Origin of the sequence: Kitasatospora indigofera (genome assembly GCF_014655955.1) — a bacterium.
GTDB classification, from domain to species: Bacteria; Actinomycetota; Actinomycetes; order Streptomycetales; family Streptomycetaceae; genus Kitasatospora; species Kitasatospora indigofera.
Map to the genome: position 1 here is coordinate 79,160 of NZ_BNBO01000016.1, position 18,172 is coordinate 97,331.

General features: G+C 75.3%; 16 protein-coding genes. All 16 read right to left on the reverse strand.

The window, feature by feature from the left end; translation table 11 throughout:
- Positions 1–546: polysaccharide deacetylase family protein (locus IE329_RS16520; protein ID WP_229927499.1), on the reverse strand; the 546-nt coding region annotated here is incomplete at its 3' end.
- Between the two features lie 35 nt (positions 547–581).
- The gene (locus tag IE329_RS16525) at positions 582–1,079 is read right to left on the reverse strand and encodes a hypothetical protein (RefSeq protein WP_190211635.1); all 498 of its coding nucleotides are present in this window, start codon (positions 1,077–1,079) and stop codon (positions 582–584) included.
- Between the two features lie 416 nt (positions 1,080–1,495).
- On the reverse strand, positions 1,496–2,941 hold the full coding sequence (locus IE329_RS16530; protein ID WP_190211636.1) for an RICIN domain-containing protein: 1,446 nt from the start codon (positions 2,939–2,941) through the stop codon (positions 1,496–1,498).
- 609 nt (positions 2,942–3,550) lie between these two features.
- The gene (locus IE329_RS16535; RefSeq protein ID WP_190211637.1) at positions 3,551–5,029 is read right to left on the reverse strand and encodes an ABC transporter ATP-binding protein; all 1,479 of its coding nucleotides are present in this window, start codon (positions 5,027–5,029) and stop codon (positions 3,551–3,553) included.
- Positions 5,026–5,856 carry an ABC transporter permease subunit gene (locus IE329_RS16540; RefSeq protein ID WP_229927500.1) on the reverse strand — a complete coding sequence of 277 codons (831 nt, stop codon included), beginning with the start codon at positions 5,854–5,856 and terminating at the stop codon, positions 5,026–5,028. Before IE329_RS16540 ends, IE329_RS16535 begins: the two co-directional genes overlap by 4 nt.
- 113 nt (positions 5,857–5,969) lie before the next feature.
- Entirely contained in the window at positions 5,970–6,914 is a 945-nt protein-coding gene (locus IE329_RS16545; RefSeq protein ID WP_190211639.1) for an ABC transporter permease, read from the reverse strand.
- Positions 6,911–8,497, reverse strand: a complete 1,587-nt coding sequence (locus IE329_RS16550) for an ABC transporter substrate-binding protein (RefSeq protein WP_190211640.1) — start codon at positions 8,495–8,497, stop codon at positions 6,911–6,913. The genes IE329_RS16545 and IE329_RS16550 overlap by 4 nt, the downstream gene beginning before the upstream one ends.
- Positions 8,494–9,297 (reverse strand): class I SAM-dependent methyltransferase, encoded by an 804-nt coding sequence (locus tag IE329_RS16555; RefSeq protein ID WP_190211641.1) that lies wholly within the window; start codon positions 9,295–9,297, stop codon positions 8,494–8,496. The genes IE329_RS16550 and IE329_RS16555 overlap by 4 nt, the downstream gene beginning before the upstream one ends.
- Positions 9,294–10,511 carry an MFS transporter gene (locus tag IE329_RS16560; protein WP_190211642.1) on the reverse strand — a complete coding sequence of 406 codons (1,218 nt, stop codon included), beginning with the start codon at positions 10,509–10,511 and terminating at the stop codon, positions 9,294–9,296. Before IE329_RS16560 ends, IE329_RS16555 begins: the two co-directional genes overlap by 4 nt.
- Positions 10,508–11,557 (reverse strand): enolase C-terminal domain-like protein, encoded by a 1,050-nt coding sequence (locus IE329_RS16565; RefSeq protein WP_190211643.1) that lies wholly within the window; start codon positions 11,555–11,557, stop codon positions 10,508–10,510. Before IE329_RS16565 ends, IE329_RS16560 begins: the two co-directional genes overlap by 4 nt.
- Complete coding sequence (locus tag IE329_RS16570) at positions 11,554–12,633, reverse strand: PLP-dependent cysteine synthase family protein (protein ID WP_190211644.1); 1,080 nt, start codon at positions 12,631–12,633, stop codon at positions 11,554–11,556. Before IE329_RS16570 ends, IE329_RS16565 begins: the two co-directional genes overlap by 4 nt.
- Positions 12,630–13,541: a Rossmann-like domain-containing protein gene (locus IE329_RS16575; protein ID WP_190211645.1), complete on the reverse strand. Its 912-nt coding sequence runs from the start codon at positions 13,539–13,541 to the stop codon at positions 12,630–12,632. Before IE329_RS16575 ends, IE329_RS16570 begins: the two co-directional genes overlap by 4 nt.
- The gene (locus IE329_RS16580; RefSeq protein ID WP_190211646.1) at positions 13,535–14,809 is read right to left on the reverse strand and encodes an ATP-grasp domain-containing protein; all 1,275 of its coding nucleotides are present in this window, start codon (positions 14,807–14,809) and stop codon (positions 13,535–13,537) included. Before IE329_RS16580 ends, IE329_RS16575 begins: the two co-directional genes overlap by 7 nt.
- A gap of 333 nt (positions 14,810–15,142) precedes the next feature.
- The gene (locus IE329_RS16585) at positions 15,143–16,420 is read right to left on the reverse strand and encodes a M14 family zinc carboxypeptidase (protein WP_190211647.1); all 1,278 of its coding nucleotides are present in this window, start codon (positions 16,418–16,420) and stop codon (positions 15,143–15,145) included.
- A gap of 3 nt (positions 16,421–16,423) precedes the next feature.
- Complete coding sequence (locus IE329_RS16590) at positions 16,424–16,690, reverse strand: hypothetical protein (protein WP_190211648.1); 267 nt, start codon at positions 16,688–16,690, stop codon at positions 16,424–16,426.
- A 550-nt stretch (positions 16,691–17,240) separates the two neighbouring features.
- On the reverse strand, positions 17,241–18,038 hold the full coding sequence (locus IE329_RS16595; RefSeq protein ID WP_190211649.1) for an exodeoxyribonuclease III: 798 nt from the start codon (positions 18,036–18,038) through the stop codon (positions 17,241–17,243).
- Between the last annotated feature and the right edge of the window lie 134 nt (positions 18,039–18,172).

Genomic DNA, 18,172 nt, shown 5'->3' on the forward strand with positions numbered 1-18,172 from the left:
CGTGGTGACGCCGGTGGCACCCGCCACGGCCAGCTGGGACTCCCGCAGTTCCAGCGAGCGCCGCCAGGCCGGGGCCGCACCGAGGTCGGTGTGGGTGAAGGTGTGCAGGCCGATCTGGTGGCCCTCGGTGACGATCCGGCGGGCCAGGTCGGGATGGGCCGCGACCTGGGTGCCGACGGTGAAGAAGGTCGCGTGGACGTCGTTGCGGCGCAGCACGTCGAGGATCTCCGGCGTCCAGACCGGGTCGGGCCCGTCGTCGAAGGTCAGGGCGATCGTGCGTTCGGCCGGGCGGGCCGAGCGGGTCGCGACGGCGTCGATCACCGGCCCGCCGGAGGCGATCTGCGCCGGCACCGCGGCGGCCGGGCCCCGCGCGCGCGGGACGCCGTCGGCCCTGCGGTCGAACATGTGCCGGCTGTACCCCTGCAGCAGGAGCGCGGCGGAGAGCATGAGGACGAGCGTGCTGAGCAGCAGCCAGTGGGTGCGCAGCGGGACGTTCCGGACGGAGCTGTGCCGGCCGCGGGGCTTGCGGCGACGGTTCTTGGACACGGGTGGTGGTTCCTGCCTGCAACGGTCTCGGTCGGTCAGGGCTTGGTGGGTTTGCCGCTCCGACCGGGGGCGGAGGTCGGTTTGCCGTGGCCGGCGGCGCCGGTCGGGAGTGAGTCGCTGTTCCCGGGCGCGGTGGTGGCGGGCGCGGGGCTCGCGCCGGCCGGGGCGGTTTCGGGGCCGGTGGCCGCGGGGGCGGGCACCGGCCTGCCGGCGGGCGCGGCGGCCTTGCCCGGGGCCGGCCCGGCACTCGCCCGCGCCTCGGCGGTGGGGGACACCGTCGTGGGGGCGGCGGGGGGCGTACTCACGGGCGGGTGGGGTGCCTGGGCCGAGGGCAGGAAGGGGGACTGCACGGTGGGGCCGCCGAGCAGGGTGCTGACCAGCAGGATCACGTAGCCCACGGCGGGGACGACCAGCAGCCGCCCGAATCGGCGGACCCGGCGCTGCCGGCGTCCCGAGGCGTCCACGAAGACCGGGGCGGGCTCGGCGCCGCCCCTGCGGCCGCGACGCGGCCGGCCGGGGGCGACATCGTCCACGAGGGGCATCGTCACCGTGTCCTCGTGCCCGGCATGGAGTCGGTGCTGTGGCATTGCGGGTGGCCTCTGCGGGTAGCGGGGTGTCGGAACGGACGGGTGGCCTGATCGGCCGGTGCCCGTCCCATGTCCTTCAGCGCCGCGAGCGCCACGGCCGTCACTCCGGTGGCGAAAGATCCCGGCCGGGGCCGTGACGGTTCGCTCCCCGGGGCCTGTCGCCGGCTCGTCCTGTCGATGTCGTGGTGGGAGGGCGTCCCGACCGCGCGCCCTCTCGTGGCGGCCGCCTGCCCCGCGTCCACCGGCCGGCGCCCCACGGGGTGGCGTGACCCCACGGGGCCGCGACGAACGGAAGGCCGGCCGCCGTCGGAGGACGGCGGCCGGCCTGGGCCGGTCTCCCCGGGGGGAGGCGGTTCGTGCGGTCAGACGGTGCTGCGCTGCCACTGCTGGTTGGTGCCGGTGTTGCAGGTCCACTGCTCCAGCGCGGTGCCGTCGGCGGTCGACTGGTTGGTGACGTCCAGGCACTTGCCGCTGTGCCGGGCGAGGAGCTTGACGTACGTGGTGCCGGTGACCTTCTGGACCTTCCACTGCTGCGAGGTCGCGCCGTTGCAGGTGTTCTGGACGGCGGCCGCGCCGTCGGCGGTCGACGCGCCGGCGACGTCGAGGCACTTGCCGCTGTGCCGCGCCATGATCTGGACGTAGCCGGTGCCGAGGTCCTTGAACCAGAAGTTCTGGTTGGCCCCGGCGCCGCAGCCCCACTGGATGAGCGGCGAGGACTGGGCGAAGTCGTAGTTCGCGACGTCGGCGCACTTGCCGCTGTTGCGGGCGGCGAACCGCTCCCACGGCCCGCCCACGCCCGCCACCGTACCGGCGGCGGTGTCGACCGTGACCTGCGGGGAGTAGTCCATGGTCAGGGTGGTGGAGGTCGGGAACTTGAGGGACGACCAGACGTACTGGGAGTCGTTCACCGTGCCGCCCATGGAGTTGCCCCACCGGTCGCCCATGTACAGGTAGCTCGTGCCGGCCGTGCCCTGCACCGGCAGGACGTAGGCGGTCTGGCTGCGGTAGGTGGTGGGGTCGCCGGCGTCCTGGAGACCGCTCCAGGAGCCCGTCAGGCTGGTCGCGGTCTGGTACTGCTGCTGGTTGGGGGCCCAGCCGGTGGCGCTGGAGGTGAGCAGGAAGTAGACGCCGCCCCGCTTGAACAGGGCGGGGGCCTCGCGCCACTGCCCGTTGGACGGGCTCGCGATCAGGGACTCCGCCGAGAGGTAGTCGGCGCTCAGGCGGTAGATGTGCAGGTCGGCGTTGCCGCTGGAGGAGGAGACCAGGTAGGCCGTGCCGTCGTCGTCCTTGTACAGCGTCATGTCGCGCGAGTCGTAGCCGAGCGGGCGGAAGCTGCCCTGGTAGCTGTAGTCGCCGTCGACGGTGCTGGAGGTGGCGACCGCCACCCGGCCCTCGCTGTAGTCGGTGCTGCTGCCCTCCTTGTGCATCCACATCACGAACTGGTTGGTGCTGCTGTTGAAGATCACCTTCGGCCGCTCGATGTTGGCGCCGGCCGCGAGTTCGGCGCCACTGGCCACGGTCAGCACGTGGTTGCGGAACTCCCAGGTCTTCAGGTCGGTCGAGCGGTAAGCCGAGACGTAGTGGAAGGTGTTGTCGGCGTTCCGGTCCTCGCCGAACCAGTAGTAGTACTGGCCGACCTTGATGACGCCGCCGCCGTGGGCCTGCACCGGACTGCCGGTGGTGTCGCTGAACTGCGTCCCGTTGGTGACGGTCACCGGGGCGGCGTGCGCGGCGCCGGCGCCTCCGACGAGGCTGAGGGAGAGGGCGAGGGCGGCGGTGAGGAGGAGGGAGGATCTCTTGTGCGGCATGGGTCCGAATACCTTTGCTCTGTCGTGCCGGCCCGAGGACCCCACGGCATGGCAGCGCGAACACGCCAGGCATGGGGGTGTGAGGTCCTCGGGCCGCGTGAAGTCCGGACCGGCGTCCCCGGCGGCCCCGTGGCGAGCGGGGCCGTGGAGTGGGCGGTCCTTCACGTGCACCTGGTGGGTGGGTGGGGGTGAGCCGGGCCGACGTGGGGCGATTGCGCCGGCCTCGCCCTGCTGGGGCGGCGACTGCGGGTGCGCGCTCGGGTGGCGAGGGCGCGCCGGCATGACGGCGGGATCGGAGTCTGCCCGGTCTCCGCCTGCTCCTTCCCGTGGAGTCGGCGGAACTCGGTGGCTGCTTGGGGCACCGTCGGCGATGAGCCATGTTGGCGCAAACAAGCGGCCGAGTCAGAGTGTCGGAGCGGAGCCCGGGCCTGTCAAGGGTTTCGGCGCGGCCGTGGCGGTCCGGACGCGAACGGTCCGCCGGGGCGGGCGCGGCCCCGGGGACACGATGACGATTCCGCCGGCCGGGTCGCCGGCCTGCGGCGGAGCGGCCGGCGGCTGTTGTTCGCTGACGCCCTGTCGGCGAGGCCGGCGCGAGCGGCCCGCGGGCGGTCAGTCCGCTCCGCCCGGGCCGACCAGCCGGCCGCCCTCCAGCACGGCGGTCCGGCCGGCGATCGTGTCGGCGGCCGCCAGGTCGTGGGTGATCAGCAGCACGGCCAGGTCCGCCTCCCGGAGCCGGCGGGCCAGCGCGTCGAGAACCCGGCCGCGGGTGGGGCCGTCCAGGCCGGAGGTGATCTCGTCGCAGACCAGGACCTTCGGCCGGACCACCATCGCCCGTGCCAGAGCGGCGCGTTGCAGCTCCCCGCCGGACAGTGCGGCGGGCCGGCGGCCGGCCGTCGCGGCGGGCAGTCCGAGCTCGGCCAGGACGCGGGAGGCCGCCGCGTCCGCCTCGGCCCGGCCCAGCCCGCGCAGTCGGCGGGCCGCCCGCGCCACCTGGGCGGCGACCGGCCGGTGTTCGTCGAAGGAGGCCCGGGCGTCCTGGAACACGTACTGAACGGCGGCGAGTTGCGGCCGGGTCCGGGAGCGGAGGCTGCGCGGCAGCGGCTCTCCGTCGAGCAGTACGCGCCCCCGGTAGGTGCTGTGCAGGCCGGCCAGGCAGCGGCCGAGCGTGGTCTTGCCGCTGCCCGACCGGCCCACCAGGGCCAGGCACTCGCCCGCGCCCACCCCGAGGCCGGCCGCGTGCAGCACGGTGGGGCCGTCCCGATGCCGGGCCGTGAGCTGCTCGACGGTCAGGACGTCGGCGGTCAGCAGGCCGGCGGGCGCGGTGCCGGTGGGCGCGGTGCCGGTGGTCAGGACGCCGGCGGGCGCGGTGCCGGACGGCGGCCGGACGGCGGCCGGAGGGGGTACGGGCAGCCCAGGGGGCCGGTCGCCCCCCGCCTGCCCGAGCACCTGGCCGGCCGGGCCGGACTCCACCACCCGCCCGGCCCGCAGCACCACCACCTCGTCGGCGAGTGCACGCACCACGTCGAGGTCGTGACTGAGCAGGAGCAGCCCGACGCCCTGCCGGACGACGGCGGCCAGCCGCTCGACGACGCGGGCCTTGGTCAGCGGGTCCAGCCCGGTGGTCGGCTCGTCCGCCACGATCACCCGCGCTCCGAGCAGCAGGGCCTGGGCGAGGACGACGCGCTGCTGCTGCCCGCCGGACAACTGGTGCGGGAAGCGCCGCAGGACGGCCTCCGGCTCCGGGAGTTGAGCGGCCCGCAGGGCCGCCCGGACCTCGCTCCGGCCCTGCCCCGACCGGCGCGCGAGGTCGCCCAGCAGCGCGCCGGCCCGGCGGGCCGGGTTGAGCACGGACGCGGGGTGCTGCGGGACGTGGCCGAGAGGACCGCCGGGGACGCGGACGCTGCCCGACACCCGCGCGCCCTCCGGGTACTCGCCCAGCAGCGCGAGGCCGGTGGTGGTCTTCCCGCTCCCGGAGGCACCGAGCAGGGCCGTCACCCGGCCCGGGTGGACCCGCAGGCTCACCCCGTCCACCAGGACGCGGCCGCCGGCCTCGATCCGCAGGCCGTCCACCGCCACGATCGGGTTCATCGGCTCGTCCCTTCCTTCCCACGGTGCTGGAGTGCGGCGTCGAACAGCAGGTTGGCGCCCATCGAGAGCCCGGCGATCAGCGCCGCGGGGACGACCACCGCCCACGGCTGGAGGTCCAGGCCGGGCCGGTTGCGGTCCACCATCACGGCCCAGTCGGCGGCGTCCGGCGCCACCCCGACCCCGAGGAAGGCCGCGGTGGAGACCAGGTACAGCGCGCCGACCAGCCGGGTGCCCAGGTCGGCCGCGAAGGTCCGGCGCATCGAGCGGGCCGTGTAGCCGAGGGCGATCCGCGGCCAGGACTCGCCGGACATCCGCATCGCCTCGACCGCCGGGCGCGCGGCGATCTCGACGGCGGCCGCGTGGACCACCCGCGCCGCGTCCGGCACCGCCGCGACCGCCACCAGCACGGTGAGCCCGGGCAGACCCGGGCTCAGCGCCGAGGCGACCAGCATCACCAGGACGAGCGAGGGCACCGCGAGCAGCACGTCCAGCGGCCGCATCAGCAGCTCCTCCAGCCAGCCGCGCCGGGTCAGCGCGGCGGCGAGCGCGAGCGGCAGGGCCACCGCGTGGGCGAGCGCCGTCGCGGCGAGCGACACCAGGACCACCGACCGGCCGCCGAGCAGGACCTGCCGCCAGACGTCCCGGCCGGTGAAGTCGGTACCGAGCCGGTGGCCGTCGGAGAGCGTGAAGGACACCGCCCGGGGCCCGGGCGGCGGAGCCACCTGCGGACCGAGCAGCGCCAGCAGCAGCGGCACCGCGACCAGTGCCGCGCCGAGCAGGTAGCGGTGCCGGCCCGCGCTGCCCCGGCCCGCGCTGCCCCCGCTCACGCCGCTCCGGATCACGCGACCCCATCTCGGACCCCGCATCCCGCGACCTTGCATCCCGCGACCTTGCATCCCGCGACCTTGCATCCCGCGACCTTGCATCCCGCGACCCCGCCTCACGCGGCCACCGCCGACCTGGGTGCGAAGCGGCGCGCCAGCAGATCGGCGCCGAGGTTCAGCACCACGGTGAGCAGGCCGAAGACCACGGCCAGCCCCTGGACCACCGGGACGTCCCGGGCGGCGACCGCGTCCAGCAGCACCGTGCCGAGACCCGGGACGACGAACAGCGTCTCGGTGACGATCACCCCGCACAGCAGCCAGTCGCAGGTCCGGGCCAGCTGCTGGGCGGCCGGGGCCAGCGCGTTCGGCAGCGCGTGCGTCCAGTGGACCCGGGCGGCGGGGACGCCGTACCGGCGGGCCTGGGCCACGTACGGCGAGCCCAGCGCCTCGATCATGCCGGCCCGGACCAGGCGGCTGATCGAGCAGACCGGGCGGGCGAGCAGCACCAGGACCGGCAGCACGAGGACGGCCGGGTCGCGCCAGGCCCCGCCGACGGCGGTCGGTGGCAGCCAGCCGAGGCGCAGCGCGAACACCGAGGTGAGCAGCACCCCGAGGGCGAACTCCGGCACCGCGTACACCGCCAGCGTGGCCGAGCTGATCAGCCGGTCCAGCGGGCCGCCCTCGCGCCGGGCTGCCAGCACACCGAGCGCGACGGAGACCGGCACCAGCAGGGCGAGGGTGCTCGCGGCGAGCAGCAGGGTCGGCCCGAACCCGTCGGCCAGGTACGAGCCCACCGGGCGTCCGGTGACCAGCGAGCTGCCGAGGTCGCCGTGCAGCAGCCCGAACGCCCACTCCAGGAACCGCTCGCCGGCCGGCCGGTCGAGCCGCATGGCGGCCCGGATCGCGGCGATCCGCTGCGGATCGGGACTGTCCCCGGCCAGCGCCACGGCCGCGTCCCCGGGCAGGGCCTCGGTGAGCAGGAACACCAGCGCGGGCACCGCCGCCGCCTGCACCGCCCCGAGGAGCAGCCGGCGGCCGGCCCAGGAGCGCAGCGGCGTCACGCCAGCCAGACCTTGTCGAAGCGGGCCCAGTCGAGGGTGTTCGCCGGCGCCTCCTTCGCCACCCCGCGGACCCCGGGGGCGGTCGCGACGATCCAGTCGGCGAAGCCCCAGACCAGGAAGCCGCCCTCGTCGTGCAGCCGGCGCTGCATCCGCCCGTGGAGCGCGTTCCGGGCGGCCGGGTCGGCGGTGGACTGCGCCTGCGCGTACAGGTCGTCGAAGTCGGGCTGCCGCCAGTGCGTCGCGTTGGTCGTGGACGTGCTGAGCAGGCGCTGTGCGATGTGCGACGCGATCGGCATCGCGCCCGAGCGGTAGGAGGCGAGGACGCCGCCGTCCAGGATGTCCTTCCAGTAGGTGTCCTTGTTGCCGGCCCTGACCTCGACGGTCACCCCGGCCCTGGCGGCCTGCTCCTTGAAGATGCCGGCGGCCTCCAGGAAGCCCGCCGCGACCGGCGAGGTGTCGAGGGTGACCCTGAGGCCCTCCGCCCCGGCCTCGCGGAGCAGCGCCCTGGCCCGCTCCAGGTCCTGGGTCCGTTGGGGCAGGTCGGCGGCGTAGTACCGCGCGCCCTTGCCGAACAGGTCGTTGCCGATCTCGCCCGCGCCGGAGAGCGCGCCGTCCACCAGCTCCTTGCGGTCGGCGATCAGGAAGAACGCCTGGCGCACCCGCCGGTCGTCGAAGGGGGCCCGGTCGGTCTTCATCACGAAGCCCTGCATGGCGCTGTTGCGCAGCCGGATGATCTCGATCCTGCCGCCGCCCTCGTGGGCGCGGGCGGTGGCGGGGTTCAACTCGTGGGCGTAGTCGGCCTGTCCGCCGAGCAGGGCGTTGACCCGGGCCGACTCCTCGTCGGCGGTCAGGATCTCCAGCTCGTCCAGGTGCGGGGCGCCCTCCCAGTGGTCCGGGTTGCGCCTGAGCCGCAGCGAGGTGCCGGGCCTGAAGGAGACGAAGGTGAACGGCCCGGTGCCCACCGGCGTGGTGAAGTCCTCGGTGCCGTCCGGCACGATGTACGCGCCGAACGAGGCCAGCACGTCGGGGAATTCGGCGTGGGGGCGCTTCAGGCGGAACTCGACGGTGTCCGGGGCGAGGGCCCGGCTGGCGGCGAGGTCGATCGGCTCCAGCGAGGCCTTGGCGCGGAAGGCGCGGGCGGGGTCGGCTATCCGGCGGTAGCTGTGGAGCACGTCGCGGGCGGTGACCGGCAGACCGTTGTGGAAGGCCGCCTCGCGGAGCTTGACCGTCCAGGTGTCCAGCGTCTCGTTGGGCGTCCAGCTCTCGGCCAGGCGGGGGACGGCGGCGAGGTCGGCGCCGGCGTCGGCGAGCTTGTCGAACAGGGCCTTCGCGCGGGCGGCGTCGACGAACAGGTTGCTGAGGTGCGGGTCGAGGGTCTCGTTGGTCCCGCCGCCGGCGAAGACCGCGCGGAGTCTGCCGCCGCTCCGCGGGGTGGCGGGGCCGGCCGGGCCGCCCGGTTCCGTCGTGGGGCCGGCCGGCTCCGTGCCGGAGCCGCAGCCGGCGGCGGTGACGGCGAGCGCGGTGGCGCCGCCGGCCAGGAGGAAGTGCCGGCGGCCGAGGTCGGGCCCGAGGAGGTGCTTCATGTGAGGCTCGTTTCAGGGGTGTCGGTGCGTCGGGCGACCAGGTGCAACCGGTCGGAGTCGGCCGTGCCGGCCGGCCGGGCGCCTTCGGTCCAGGGCGGTTCGGTGCGCGGGCCGGGGCGGTCGTAGAGGGCGAGCACCTCGAAGCCGTGGGCGGCGAGGAGGCGGCGCAGCTCCTGCGGGAACAACAGCCGCCACGCGGAGTTCTGCTCGGTGGGCGGGGAGCCGTCGTCGCTGGTCCAGACGCGGGTCCGGCGCAGGAGCTGGGCGCCGTGGTCGATCCACAGCGTGGTGCGGGAGGTGCGGGTGACGCCGTCGTGGGTGACGGTGTCGGTGCGCGGGGCGTCCAGCAGGTCGTGGCGGCCGAGGAAGTAGGCGCCGTTGCGCATCTCGGCGACCAGCAGGCCGCCGGGGGCGAGGTGCCGGCGGCAGGAGCCGAGGAAGGCGTCGAGGTCGTCGTTGGTGTGGCAGTGGAGCAGGGCGCTGTCCAGGCAGAGCGCGGCGTCGAAGGTGCGGCCGAGGTCGAAGCCGCGCATGTCGGCGTGCAGGTAGGCGGGCCCGGGATGCCGGCTGCGGGCGTGCGCCAGCATCGCGGCGGAGGTGTCGATGCCGACGACCCGCCGGCCGGCGGCGTGCAGCCAGGCGGCGTCCCGGCCGGTGCCGCAGCCGATGTCGAGCACGCGCCGCCCGGCGGCGTACCGGCCGAGGACGGACTCGGTCCAGCGGGCGGCGAGGTGTCCGGGGTCGGGGAAGCGCAGCTCGTACAGCTCGGGGTGGTCGGTGAGCAGGTTCCGGCCGGTCATCGGGCCTCGGCCCTTCGCCGGGCGGGCCCGAGGGCGGCGGGCCCGGGCAGCAGCCTTCGCCGGCGGACGGCGGTGACGGCCGCCGCCGAGCCCAGGCCGATCGCGCAGCACAGGGCCCACGGCGCCCGGTCGGAGGCGTCCATGGCCGCGCCGACGGCCGCGTTGCCGGCCGCGGCGGCGAGGCCGGAGATCAGGTAGAACAGCCCGAAGTACGTGCCGGTGAGCCGTTCGCGGCCGAACGCCGGGATCAGCTCCAGGACGAAGGGCTGGGCCGCCATCACGCCCAGGTTCAGCAGCAGGACGGCCAGCAGCAGCGGGGCCGGGCCGGGCAGCAGCAGCGGCGGCAGGAAGGCCAGGCCCATCACGGCCAGCCCGCCGGCGATCCAGCGGGCCCGGTCGCCGCGCGGCTCCAGCAGCCTGGTGATGCGCAGTTGCAGGGCGAGGCTGGCGGCGGTGCCGGTGAGGAGGAGCAGGCTCACCGAGCCGTCCAGGCCGGTGGCGCGGCGGGCGGCGGCGGGCAGCAGCAGGTAGAGCTGGGTCTCCAGGGCGTACAGGCCCACCATGGCGAGGGCGAAGGCCAGGAACCGCCGGTCGGCGAGCACCTCGCGCCAGTCGCCCAGCACCCGGGTGGTCGGTGCCGGCGCCGGGCGGGCCGGCAGGGCGACCGCCTGGGCCACGGTCAGCAGCGCGAAGATGCCCGCCGCGGTGAGCGCGGCCAGCCGGAAGTCGGCCAGCAGCAGCAGGGTGCCGAGCACCGGTCCGAGCAGTGCGCCGGCGGCGGCGAACACGTTGAACAGCGCGAACGCCTCAGCCCGCCGCTCGCCGGACTCCTGTGCGAGGTAGGTCCGGACGGCCGGGTTGAACAGCGCCCCGGCGAGCCCGCTGAGCACCGAGGCGGCCAGCAGGACGGATATGCCGTCGCCGAGGGCGAACAGCGCGAAGCCGGCGGTCCGCAGCCCGCAGCCGGCGATGATCACGCCGCGGGGGCCGAGCCGGTCGGCCGCCGAGCCGCCGAGGAGGAACAGCCCCTGCTGGCTGAGGTTGCGGACCCCGAGCACCAGGCCGACGGCCACCGCCGGGAGGCCGAGGTCCTGCCCGAGGTGGCCGGCCAGGTAGGGGATCAGCAGGTAGAAGCCGGTGTTGACGCCGAGCTGGTTGACCAGCAGCAGCCGTACCGGCAGCGGGAAGGAGCGCACCGCGCGCAGGGTCCTCATGCCGGTGCCCCCGCGGGGGTGACGCCCAGCCCCGGACGGGAGGTGGTCCGGACCCGGCCGTCGGTGCCGCCGATGCCCTGCCACGGGTCGTGGGCGAGCAGCAGATGCCCGTCCAGGTCGACCCAGCGGGCGTGGTCGACCAGGTGCACGGCGGGTGCGATGCCCAGCGAACTGGCCGTCAGGCAGCCCAGCATCACCTCGGTGCCGCTGCCGCGCAGCGCCTCGCAGATCCGCAGTGCGGCGCCGGCCCCGCCGCACTTGGCGAGCTTGATGTTGACGCCGTGCACGTGACCGGCCAGCCGGACCGCGTCCTCGAAGCCGACCGCGTCCTCGTCGGCGATCACCGGCAGCGGTGACCGTCCGGCGATCGCCGCCAGCAGGTCGGGGCGGCCCGGGGCGACGGGCTGTTCCACGGCCTCCACCCCGAGGTCGGCGAACTCGCGGAGCAGGGCGGGGGTCTCCTCGGGTGTCCAGGCGCCGTTGGGGTCGAGCAGCAGGCGTGCACCGGGTGCGGCGGCGCGTACGGCCCCGACCCGGGCGAGGTCCTCGCGGCGGTCGGCCGACCCGGCCTTGACCTTGAGGAGGGCGAACCCGTCGGCGGCGAGCCGGGCGGCCGTGGCGGCCGCCCGGCGGGGGTCGGTGATGCCGATCGTGCGGGCGGTGGCGGCGGCCGGCGGCGTAAGCGCGCCGAGCATCCGGTGCACCGGCGTCCCGCTCCGCAGGCCCGCCAGGTCCAGCAGGGCGGACTCCGCGGCCGCCCGCACGCCGGGCGCCAGGACGGCGAACTCGGCAGCGCCGCGGCGCAGTCCGGCGAGGGCGGGTTCGGGGCCGGGGTACCGGGCGAGCGACGGGCCGAGACGGGCGAGCTGACGGTGGATGAGGTCGGCCGGCAGTTCGAGGTAGGTGCTGGCGACCACTTCGCCGTGGCCGGCCAGCCCCTCGTGCCGGACGGTGACCTGTACGGCGTCCCGGGCGGCCAGCACCGAGCGGGAGATCCGCAGCGGCTCGGCCAGCCGCAGCCGGACGGTGTGTGCTTCGAGCTTCACGGCCGTGCCTCCAGGGGGTCGGTCACGGTGCGGCAGCGGGCCCAGCCGCCGACCTCGACGGCGCCCGGGTGGGGGATCTCGACGGGACGGGTGGCGGCGTGGGCGGCGACCAGCCCGTGGGCGGCGCAGAAGGCGTCGTCGTAGATCGTGCCGAGGTAGCGGTGCGGGCCGTCGGGGAACACCGTGGCCACCACCGCGCCGGGCCGCGCCCGGGCGGCCCAGGCGGCGACCAGGGCCACCGCGCCGGTGCTCCAACCACCGCTGACGAAACCGCCCTTGGCGAGCCGGCGGCAGGCGTCGACCGCCTCGGCCGGGCCCACCCAGTGCACCTCGTCGAAGGCGTGGTGGGCGACGTTGCGCGGGTGGATGCTGCTGCCGAGGCCGCGCATCAGCCGGGCGCGGGCGGGCTGCCCGAAGATCGCCGAACCGACCGAGTCGACGCCGATCACCCGCAGTGCGGGCCAGCGCCGGCGCAGCGGCCCGGCCAGCCCGGCGCTGTGGCCGCCGGTGCCGACACTGCACACCAGGACGTCCAGGTGGTCGAGCTCGGTGATCAGCTCCTGGGCCATCGCGTGGTAACCGGCGGCGTTGTCGGGGTTGTTGTACTGGTCGGGCCAGTACGCGCCCGGCAGCCGGTCGAGCACCTCGCGCAGGCGCGCCAGCCGGGCCGCCTGCCAGCCGCCCTCCGTCGCGGGGCGGCCGACGAGCTCCAGCTCGGCTCCGTACGCCCGGAGCAACTGTCGCATGGACGGCTCCAGTTCGGCGTCCCCGATCAGGACGACCGGGTGGCCGAGCGCCTGCCCGGCGAAGGCCAGGCCCACCCCGAGGGTGCCCGAGGTGGACTCCACCACGGTGGCGCCGGGCCGCAGTTCACCCCTGGCGTGGGCGCCGCGCAGCATCGCCACGGCGGAGCGGGCCTTCATCCCGCCCGCGCCGAGGCATTCGAGCTTCGCCCAGAAGCCCGGGTGCGGGTGGGGGAGCGGGGTGCGGATCCGCGCCAGCGGGGTGCGGCCGAGCAGCGGCAGCAGGTCGGGGTTGGCCGGGTGGACGGCGGGCAGCAGCACGGGCGCGGTCATCGCGCACCACCGTGCTGCCGGGCGCCGCCGAGGTCACCGCGCCGGTGGGCGACGCCCGGGTCACCCTGTCCGCGGGCGGCGCCCGGGTCACCCTGTCCGTGGGCGGCGCCGGGGCCGCCGTACCGGTGGACGACGCCCGGGCCGCCGTCCAGCCAGAAGAACGGGTACGGCTCGGCGCTGACCGCACTGACGCCGGCGCCGAGGAACTGCGGCAGGACGGCGCTGCCGGTCTGCGCGAACATCACCAGCGGCTTGCCCGTCTCACGGGCGTGCGCGAGCAGGGGTTCGAAGCTGCCGTTGCCGAGCGTCATGCCGGACACCAACAGGGCGTCACAGCGGTCGAGTTGCGTGAGCGCGTCGGTACGGACGGGCTCACCCCACTCGGTGCTGCCGCCCTTGAGGTCGCACGGCAGGTAGCCGACGCCGCGCTCCCGCAGCCGCTCCAGCAGGGAGTTGACCACTCCGACCACCAGCACGCGGTGCACCGGGCCCGGTGGCAGCAGGTCCACCACGGCCCGGGCCCGGGCACGGGACTTGTCCAGCGAGCTCCCGGCGGGCAGGCGGTGCGCGCGGGCGCCGTTGGCGGCGGTGTGGGGGCGGGCGTGCATGAGGAAGGCGTCGAGGGCGGCGATCCGCACCGGGCGCAGCGGGTGGTCCAGCAGGTCGTGGACGGTCGCGCCGACGCAGTCGTCCAGGGCGGCGGCGGGCAGTTCGCCCGGTTCGACGGCGCAGGACCCGACGGCCCCTGCCAGGCGCAGGCTGAGCACCTCGTTCCGGTAGCCGCGGGCCCGGCCGGGGTGCCGGACGGCCTGGGTGGTGGTGAAGGCGACGGCGATGCGGTGCTCGGCCGGGTCGGGGCCGTAGCCGCCGGAGCGGGCGCGCCGGACCAGCGCGTCGAGGGTCAGCACGGCTGGTCCGCCCGCTCGTCGTGGAAGCGGGGGGTGAGACGGGCGAGCAGCCGCTCGGCCGCCCGGCGGGCGCCGTCGCCGTCGGTGTCGGTGGTCATCACATGGCCGAGGTACTCGTTGTTGCTGACCGCCCGCCGCACCTCCCGGCCGGGCCCGGCGAGGGTGAGCTCCACGACGGACGGATCGGTGCGGACGGTGTCCGAGCCGTCGATCCGGGCGAGCCGGCCGTCCCGTTCGGGCAGCAGGAAGGCGATGGCGGCGCTGGCGGCACCGGTGGGGGCGGCGGTGAGGTCCGGGCGCCGCCCGAGGGCGACGTCCACGCAGGCGGCGGCGAGGTCGGTGCCGGTGACCCGGCGCACCAGCTCGGTGATCCGGTTGCCGGCCGGGCGGGGGTTGACCTCGACCACCCGGGGGCCGGCCGGGGTCAGCATGATCTCGGTGTGCGCCACCACCTGGTCCAGGCCGAGTGCCCGGACGGCCCGGACGGCGGTGTCGGCGGCCGCCCGGTAGTCGCTCCGTCCGAGGGCGGCCGGGAACATGTGGCCGGTCTCGACGAAGGCCGGGGCGCCCCCGACGGACTTGTCCGTGACACCCACCACGTGCGTGCCGCCGTCGTAGGAGACGGTCTCGACGCTGACCTCCTCCCCGGTCAGCAGTTCCTCCAACAGCACGACGGACCGGCGTTGTTGGCCGCGGGCGTTGACCGGGAAGGCCGCCAGCGCCCGGAACGCCTCGGCGAGCTCCGACGCGTCCGTGACCTGGCGGACCAGCATCCCCGCGCACAGGTCGACCGGCTTGACCACCAGCGGGTAGCCGAGCGCGACGGCCGCCGCGGTGGCCTCGGCCAGGTCGCCGCAGAGCGCGAAGCGCGGCCCGGGCACGTCCGCCACGGCGAGCTTGCGGCGGGTCAGGTCCTTGCGGCAGGCGGCGGTGACGGCCGAGGCCGACGGGCCCGGCAGGCCGAGTCGCGCGGCCACCAGGGCGACGGTCGGCAGGTAGTAGTCGCAGGAGGAGACCACGCCGTCGAAGCCGAGCACCCGGTGCAGCCGCTCGACGTACGGGAGCAGCGTGCCGGGGTCGTTGGTCTCGGCGGTGAGGACGTTGTCGGCCGCCAGCAGCGGGTGCGGCCCGTCGGGGGGAGCGGAGCGGAGGTAGTGGTGCAGGTCGCGGGTGAGGAAGGTGAAGCGGTGCCCGCCCTCCCCGATGGCCCTGGGCAGCAGCCCGCTCATCGAACCGACCCAGCTCTCGATCACCAACAGATGTGCCACGTGGTCTCCCTCTCGGTCCGCCGGTCCGGCCGGCATCGAGAGCGACACTAACGACAAGCGTTTTCATTTGCAATAGGCGCTGATGAAACTGATTTTCAGACAGGCTCGGCCGCCGGCCCGTCGGCCAGGCGGGCCGTCAAGACCTGATCAGTCGTCAATACAGCTGCTGGCACGGCCTTTCCCCACCAGGGCGCCCCTCCGGCGGCCGGGCCGACGGAGCTGCCCGGGCCTATGGCGGCCTGCGTCCCCAGAGCCGGGCGGCGCCGGCCCGGGAGCCGGCGCCGCTGCTGGAGGCTCGGCCCGGTGCCGGTCCGGACCTCGGCAACCCGCCGCTCAGACCGCGAAGTTGCAGAGCGCCATCAGTGCGGCGTGCACCTCCCGTTCGATCTTGGCGTAGTGCCCGGGCGGGCTGTCGTAGTCGGGGTGGAACCCGGACTCCTCCTCGTGCCCGGTCTCGATGGTGAAGGCGAAGACCGGGGCCCTGGCCGGGTCGTCGAACTGCCGGCGGAACGCGTAGTCGTCGGTGGTCCCGGTGACCGGTCCGCCGAACGGGTGGTAGAGCGAGGCGCTCTGGCCGACGTCGTAGGTGGAGTGGGCGCGCTGGGGGCTCGCCGTGCTGACGGCCGGGTCCGCCCCGGCGCTGCGCAGGATGGCGTCGCGCATCTCACCGGCGATGGTGCCCAGCGTCTTGCGCACGAAGTGCGGCGGGGAGTCGGTGACGAACTCCCGGTAGTCCGGGCGGTCCGGCGGCAGGCCCGGACTGCCCGGGCGCAGGCCGTCCCGCCGGCCCGTCCAGGCGGGGGAGGAGAAGGTCATGGACGGGTCGTCGCCGTTGTCCTCGATGCCCCAGCAGAGCAGGACCTTGCGGCCGAACTGGTGGACGTCGACGAAGTACCTGGCCCTGGCCTCGTCGACGAGCCACTGCACATTGGCGGTCTCCGGCTCGGAGGCCGCGGACGGCCCCCGGTAGGTCTCCCTCCGGCTGTCCGTGGAGGCGGGGCCGTTCTGGTAGAAGGACAGGTAGACCTGCATGTCGTAGTAGTCCTCGAACCCCCAGGCGATGTCGTGGTTGCGGTTGATGTCCACCCCGACCCTGGCCGGGTCGGCGTGGGGCCGCCGGTTCTTGCGCCAGCCGGCGCCGATCGGGTCGGACGGCGGGTGCAGCTGGTCGAACAGCCGGCCGTCGGGGTTGATCAGCGGTGCGACGTAGAGGTCGACGCCGTCCAGGACCCGCTCCACCTCGTCGGCCGGGACGGTGAACGGAGGGTAGTTCACCGCCGGCCCGGCCGGGAGCGGCCGGCAGGACGTCGCGGGGAAGACGATGTCGGTGCCGGTGGTGCGGCTCACCAGGAGGTTCTGCGCGAAGTGGACCAGCGCGTCCGGCGGTGCGGACTCGCGGGCGTGGACGCCACCGGTCAGCACCACGGCGGGCCGGCCGTCCTGCGGTGCGTTCGCGATGCGGAGGAAGTGGATCTTCCGGTTCTCGACGCTGCGGTTCGGGAACTCACCGAGCGTGCACAGGGCGGGGAAGGTGGCCGCGAGGTCGGCGAGCGCCGCCTCGATCTGGGCCGGTGTCCCCGGCACGGTGGGCGTGGCGTAGGGCGGGGGCATCGTTCACACCTCCCCGCGTTCGGTGTACCCCTGGCCGATCACGGCCGACATCCGGGTGTGGTGCTCGTCGACGCCCTCCGAGGAGAGCAGCACCTTGACCTGCGCACCCTGCGCGACGGCCGCCTCGACGGCCCGGTCGGACCCGTACGCGGCGACCTTGTACCGGTGGCCGGAACGGGCCTCCAGGCTCGAACGCACCAGGTGGAGCTCCGGAATGCCCTGCACGGAGCGCAGGACGTCCTCGGAGCCTTCGATCTGAACCAGGCTCACGGCACTCACCACCTTGCGGCGGCCCCGCTCGACGGCTGCGGTGCGTGGGCGCGGGACCGCCCGCCGCGTCCGGCGGCAGCCGGGGCCCGGCCGGCCGGGGTCCCGGGCACACAGCGTCACCGCCGGGCCGCGTCGGGCCGGGTGACGGACGGTGACAATTCCGGACCACCGGAGCCGGGATTCCCGCCGTCGGGTGCGGGGAACCCACGCACTCCTTCAGCCTGGCACACCGGGCCGCCGAGGTAAACCGTCGCCGGCGGTCCGCGGGCGCGGCGGTGTCCGGTCCAGCCGTCGGTCCGATGCGCGCCCGGGCCGCCCGGAACGGGTCCGGGCGCGACCCGTCAGGGAGCCGGACGGCGGTGCCCCCGGTCCGGCGGACCTGTGCGGCACCATCGCGTGCGCGCGGCCGACGCTCTCGGGCGCGGGGGAGCGGTCGCCGCCGCGCCTCCGCAGGTGGCGACGGCGCCGCCCCGGGGACGGAATCGGTGACTCCCCGCGAAGGACCCCCGACGCGTGCGCCGGGGGCCTTCACGGCGAAGGACCGTCAGGGTCAGTGGTCGTACACCACCGTGACCGGGGCGTGGTCGCTCCACCGCTCGGCGTGGGTGGCCGCGCGCTCCACGACGGCCGTGGTGGCGCGGGCGGCGAGGCCGGGGGAGGCGATCTGGTAGTCGATCCGCCAGCCCGAGTCGTTGTCGAAGGCCCGGCCGCGGTAGGACCACCAGGTGTAGGGGCCGGTGCGGTCCGGGTGGAGGGCGCGGACGACGTCGACGTAGCCGGCCTCGCCGAGGACCTGGTCGAGCCAGGCGCGCTCCTCGGGGAGGAAGCCGGCGGCCTTCTGGTTGGCCTTCCAGTTCTTGAGGTCCTCCGGGCGGTGCGCGATGTTCCAGTCGCCGCAGACCACCACCTCGCGGCCGGCCGCGGCGGCGCGCTCGCGGAGTTTGCCCAGGTGGACCAGGAACTCGGCCATGAAGCGTTCCTTTTCCTCCTGCCGCTCGGTGCCGACCTCGCCGGACGGGAGATAGAGGCTGGCGACCGTCAGGCCCGGCAGGTCGATTTCGAGGTATCTGCCCGAATTGTCGAATTCCGGCGATTCGAAGCCGACGGCCGTGCGTTCAGGTTCCGACCGCGAGAGCACGGCCACCCCGGCCCGGCCCTTCGCCGCCGCGGGCGCCCACACCGCGTGCCAGCCGGGCAGATCCCTCAGCTCGGGCGGCAGCTGGTCGGCCTCGGCCCGCACCTCCTGAAGACAGACGACGTCCGCCTCGGTGGCGCCCAGCCACTCGACGAAGCCCTTCTTGGCGGCGGCCCGGATCCCGTTCACATTCACACTCGTCACCACGATCACCCCGGCAGCCTACCGAGGCCCCGGGGTGCCCGGTGGCACCGGCCGCGGCGGCCGGTGCCGGGCCCCGTCATGCGCGTTCACTTCATGAACACGGCATGAATCCCTGATTCGTCCCGGGCGAGCCCGTGCATTGG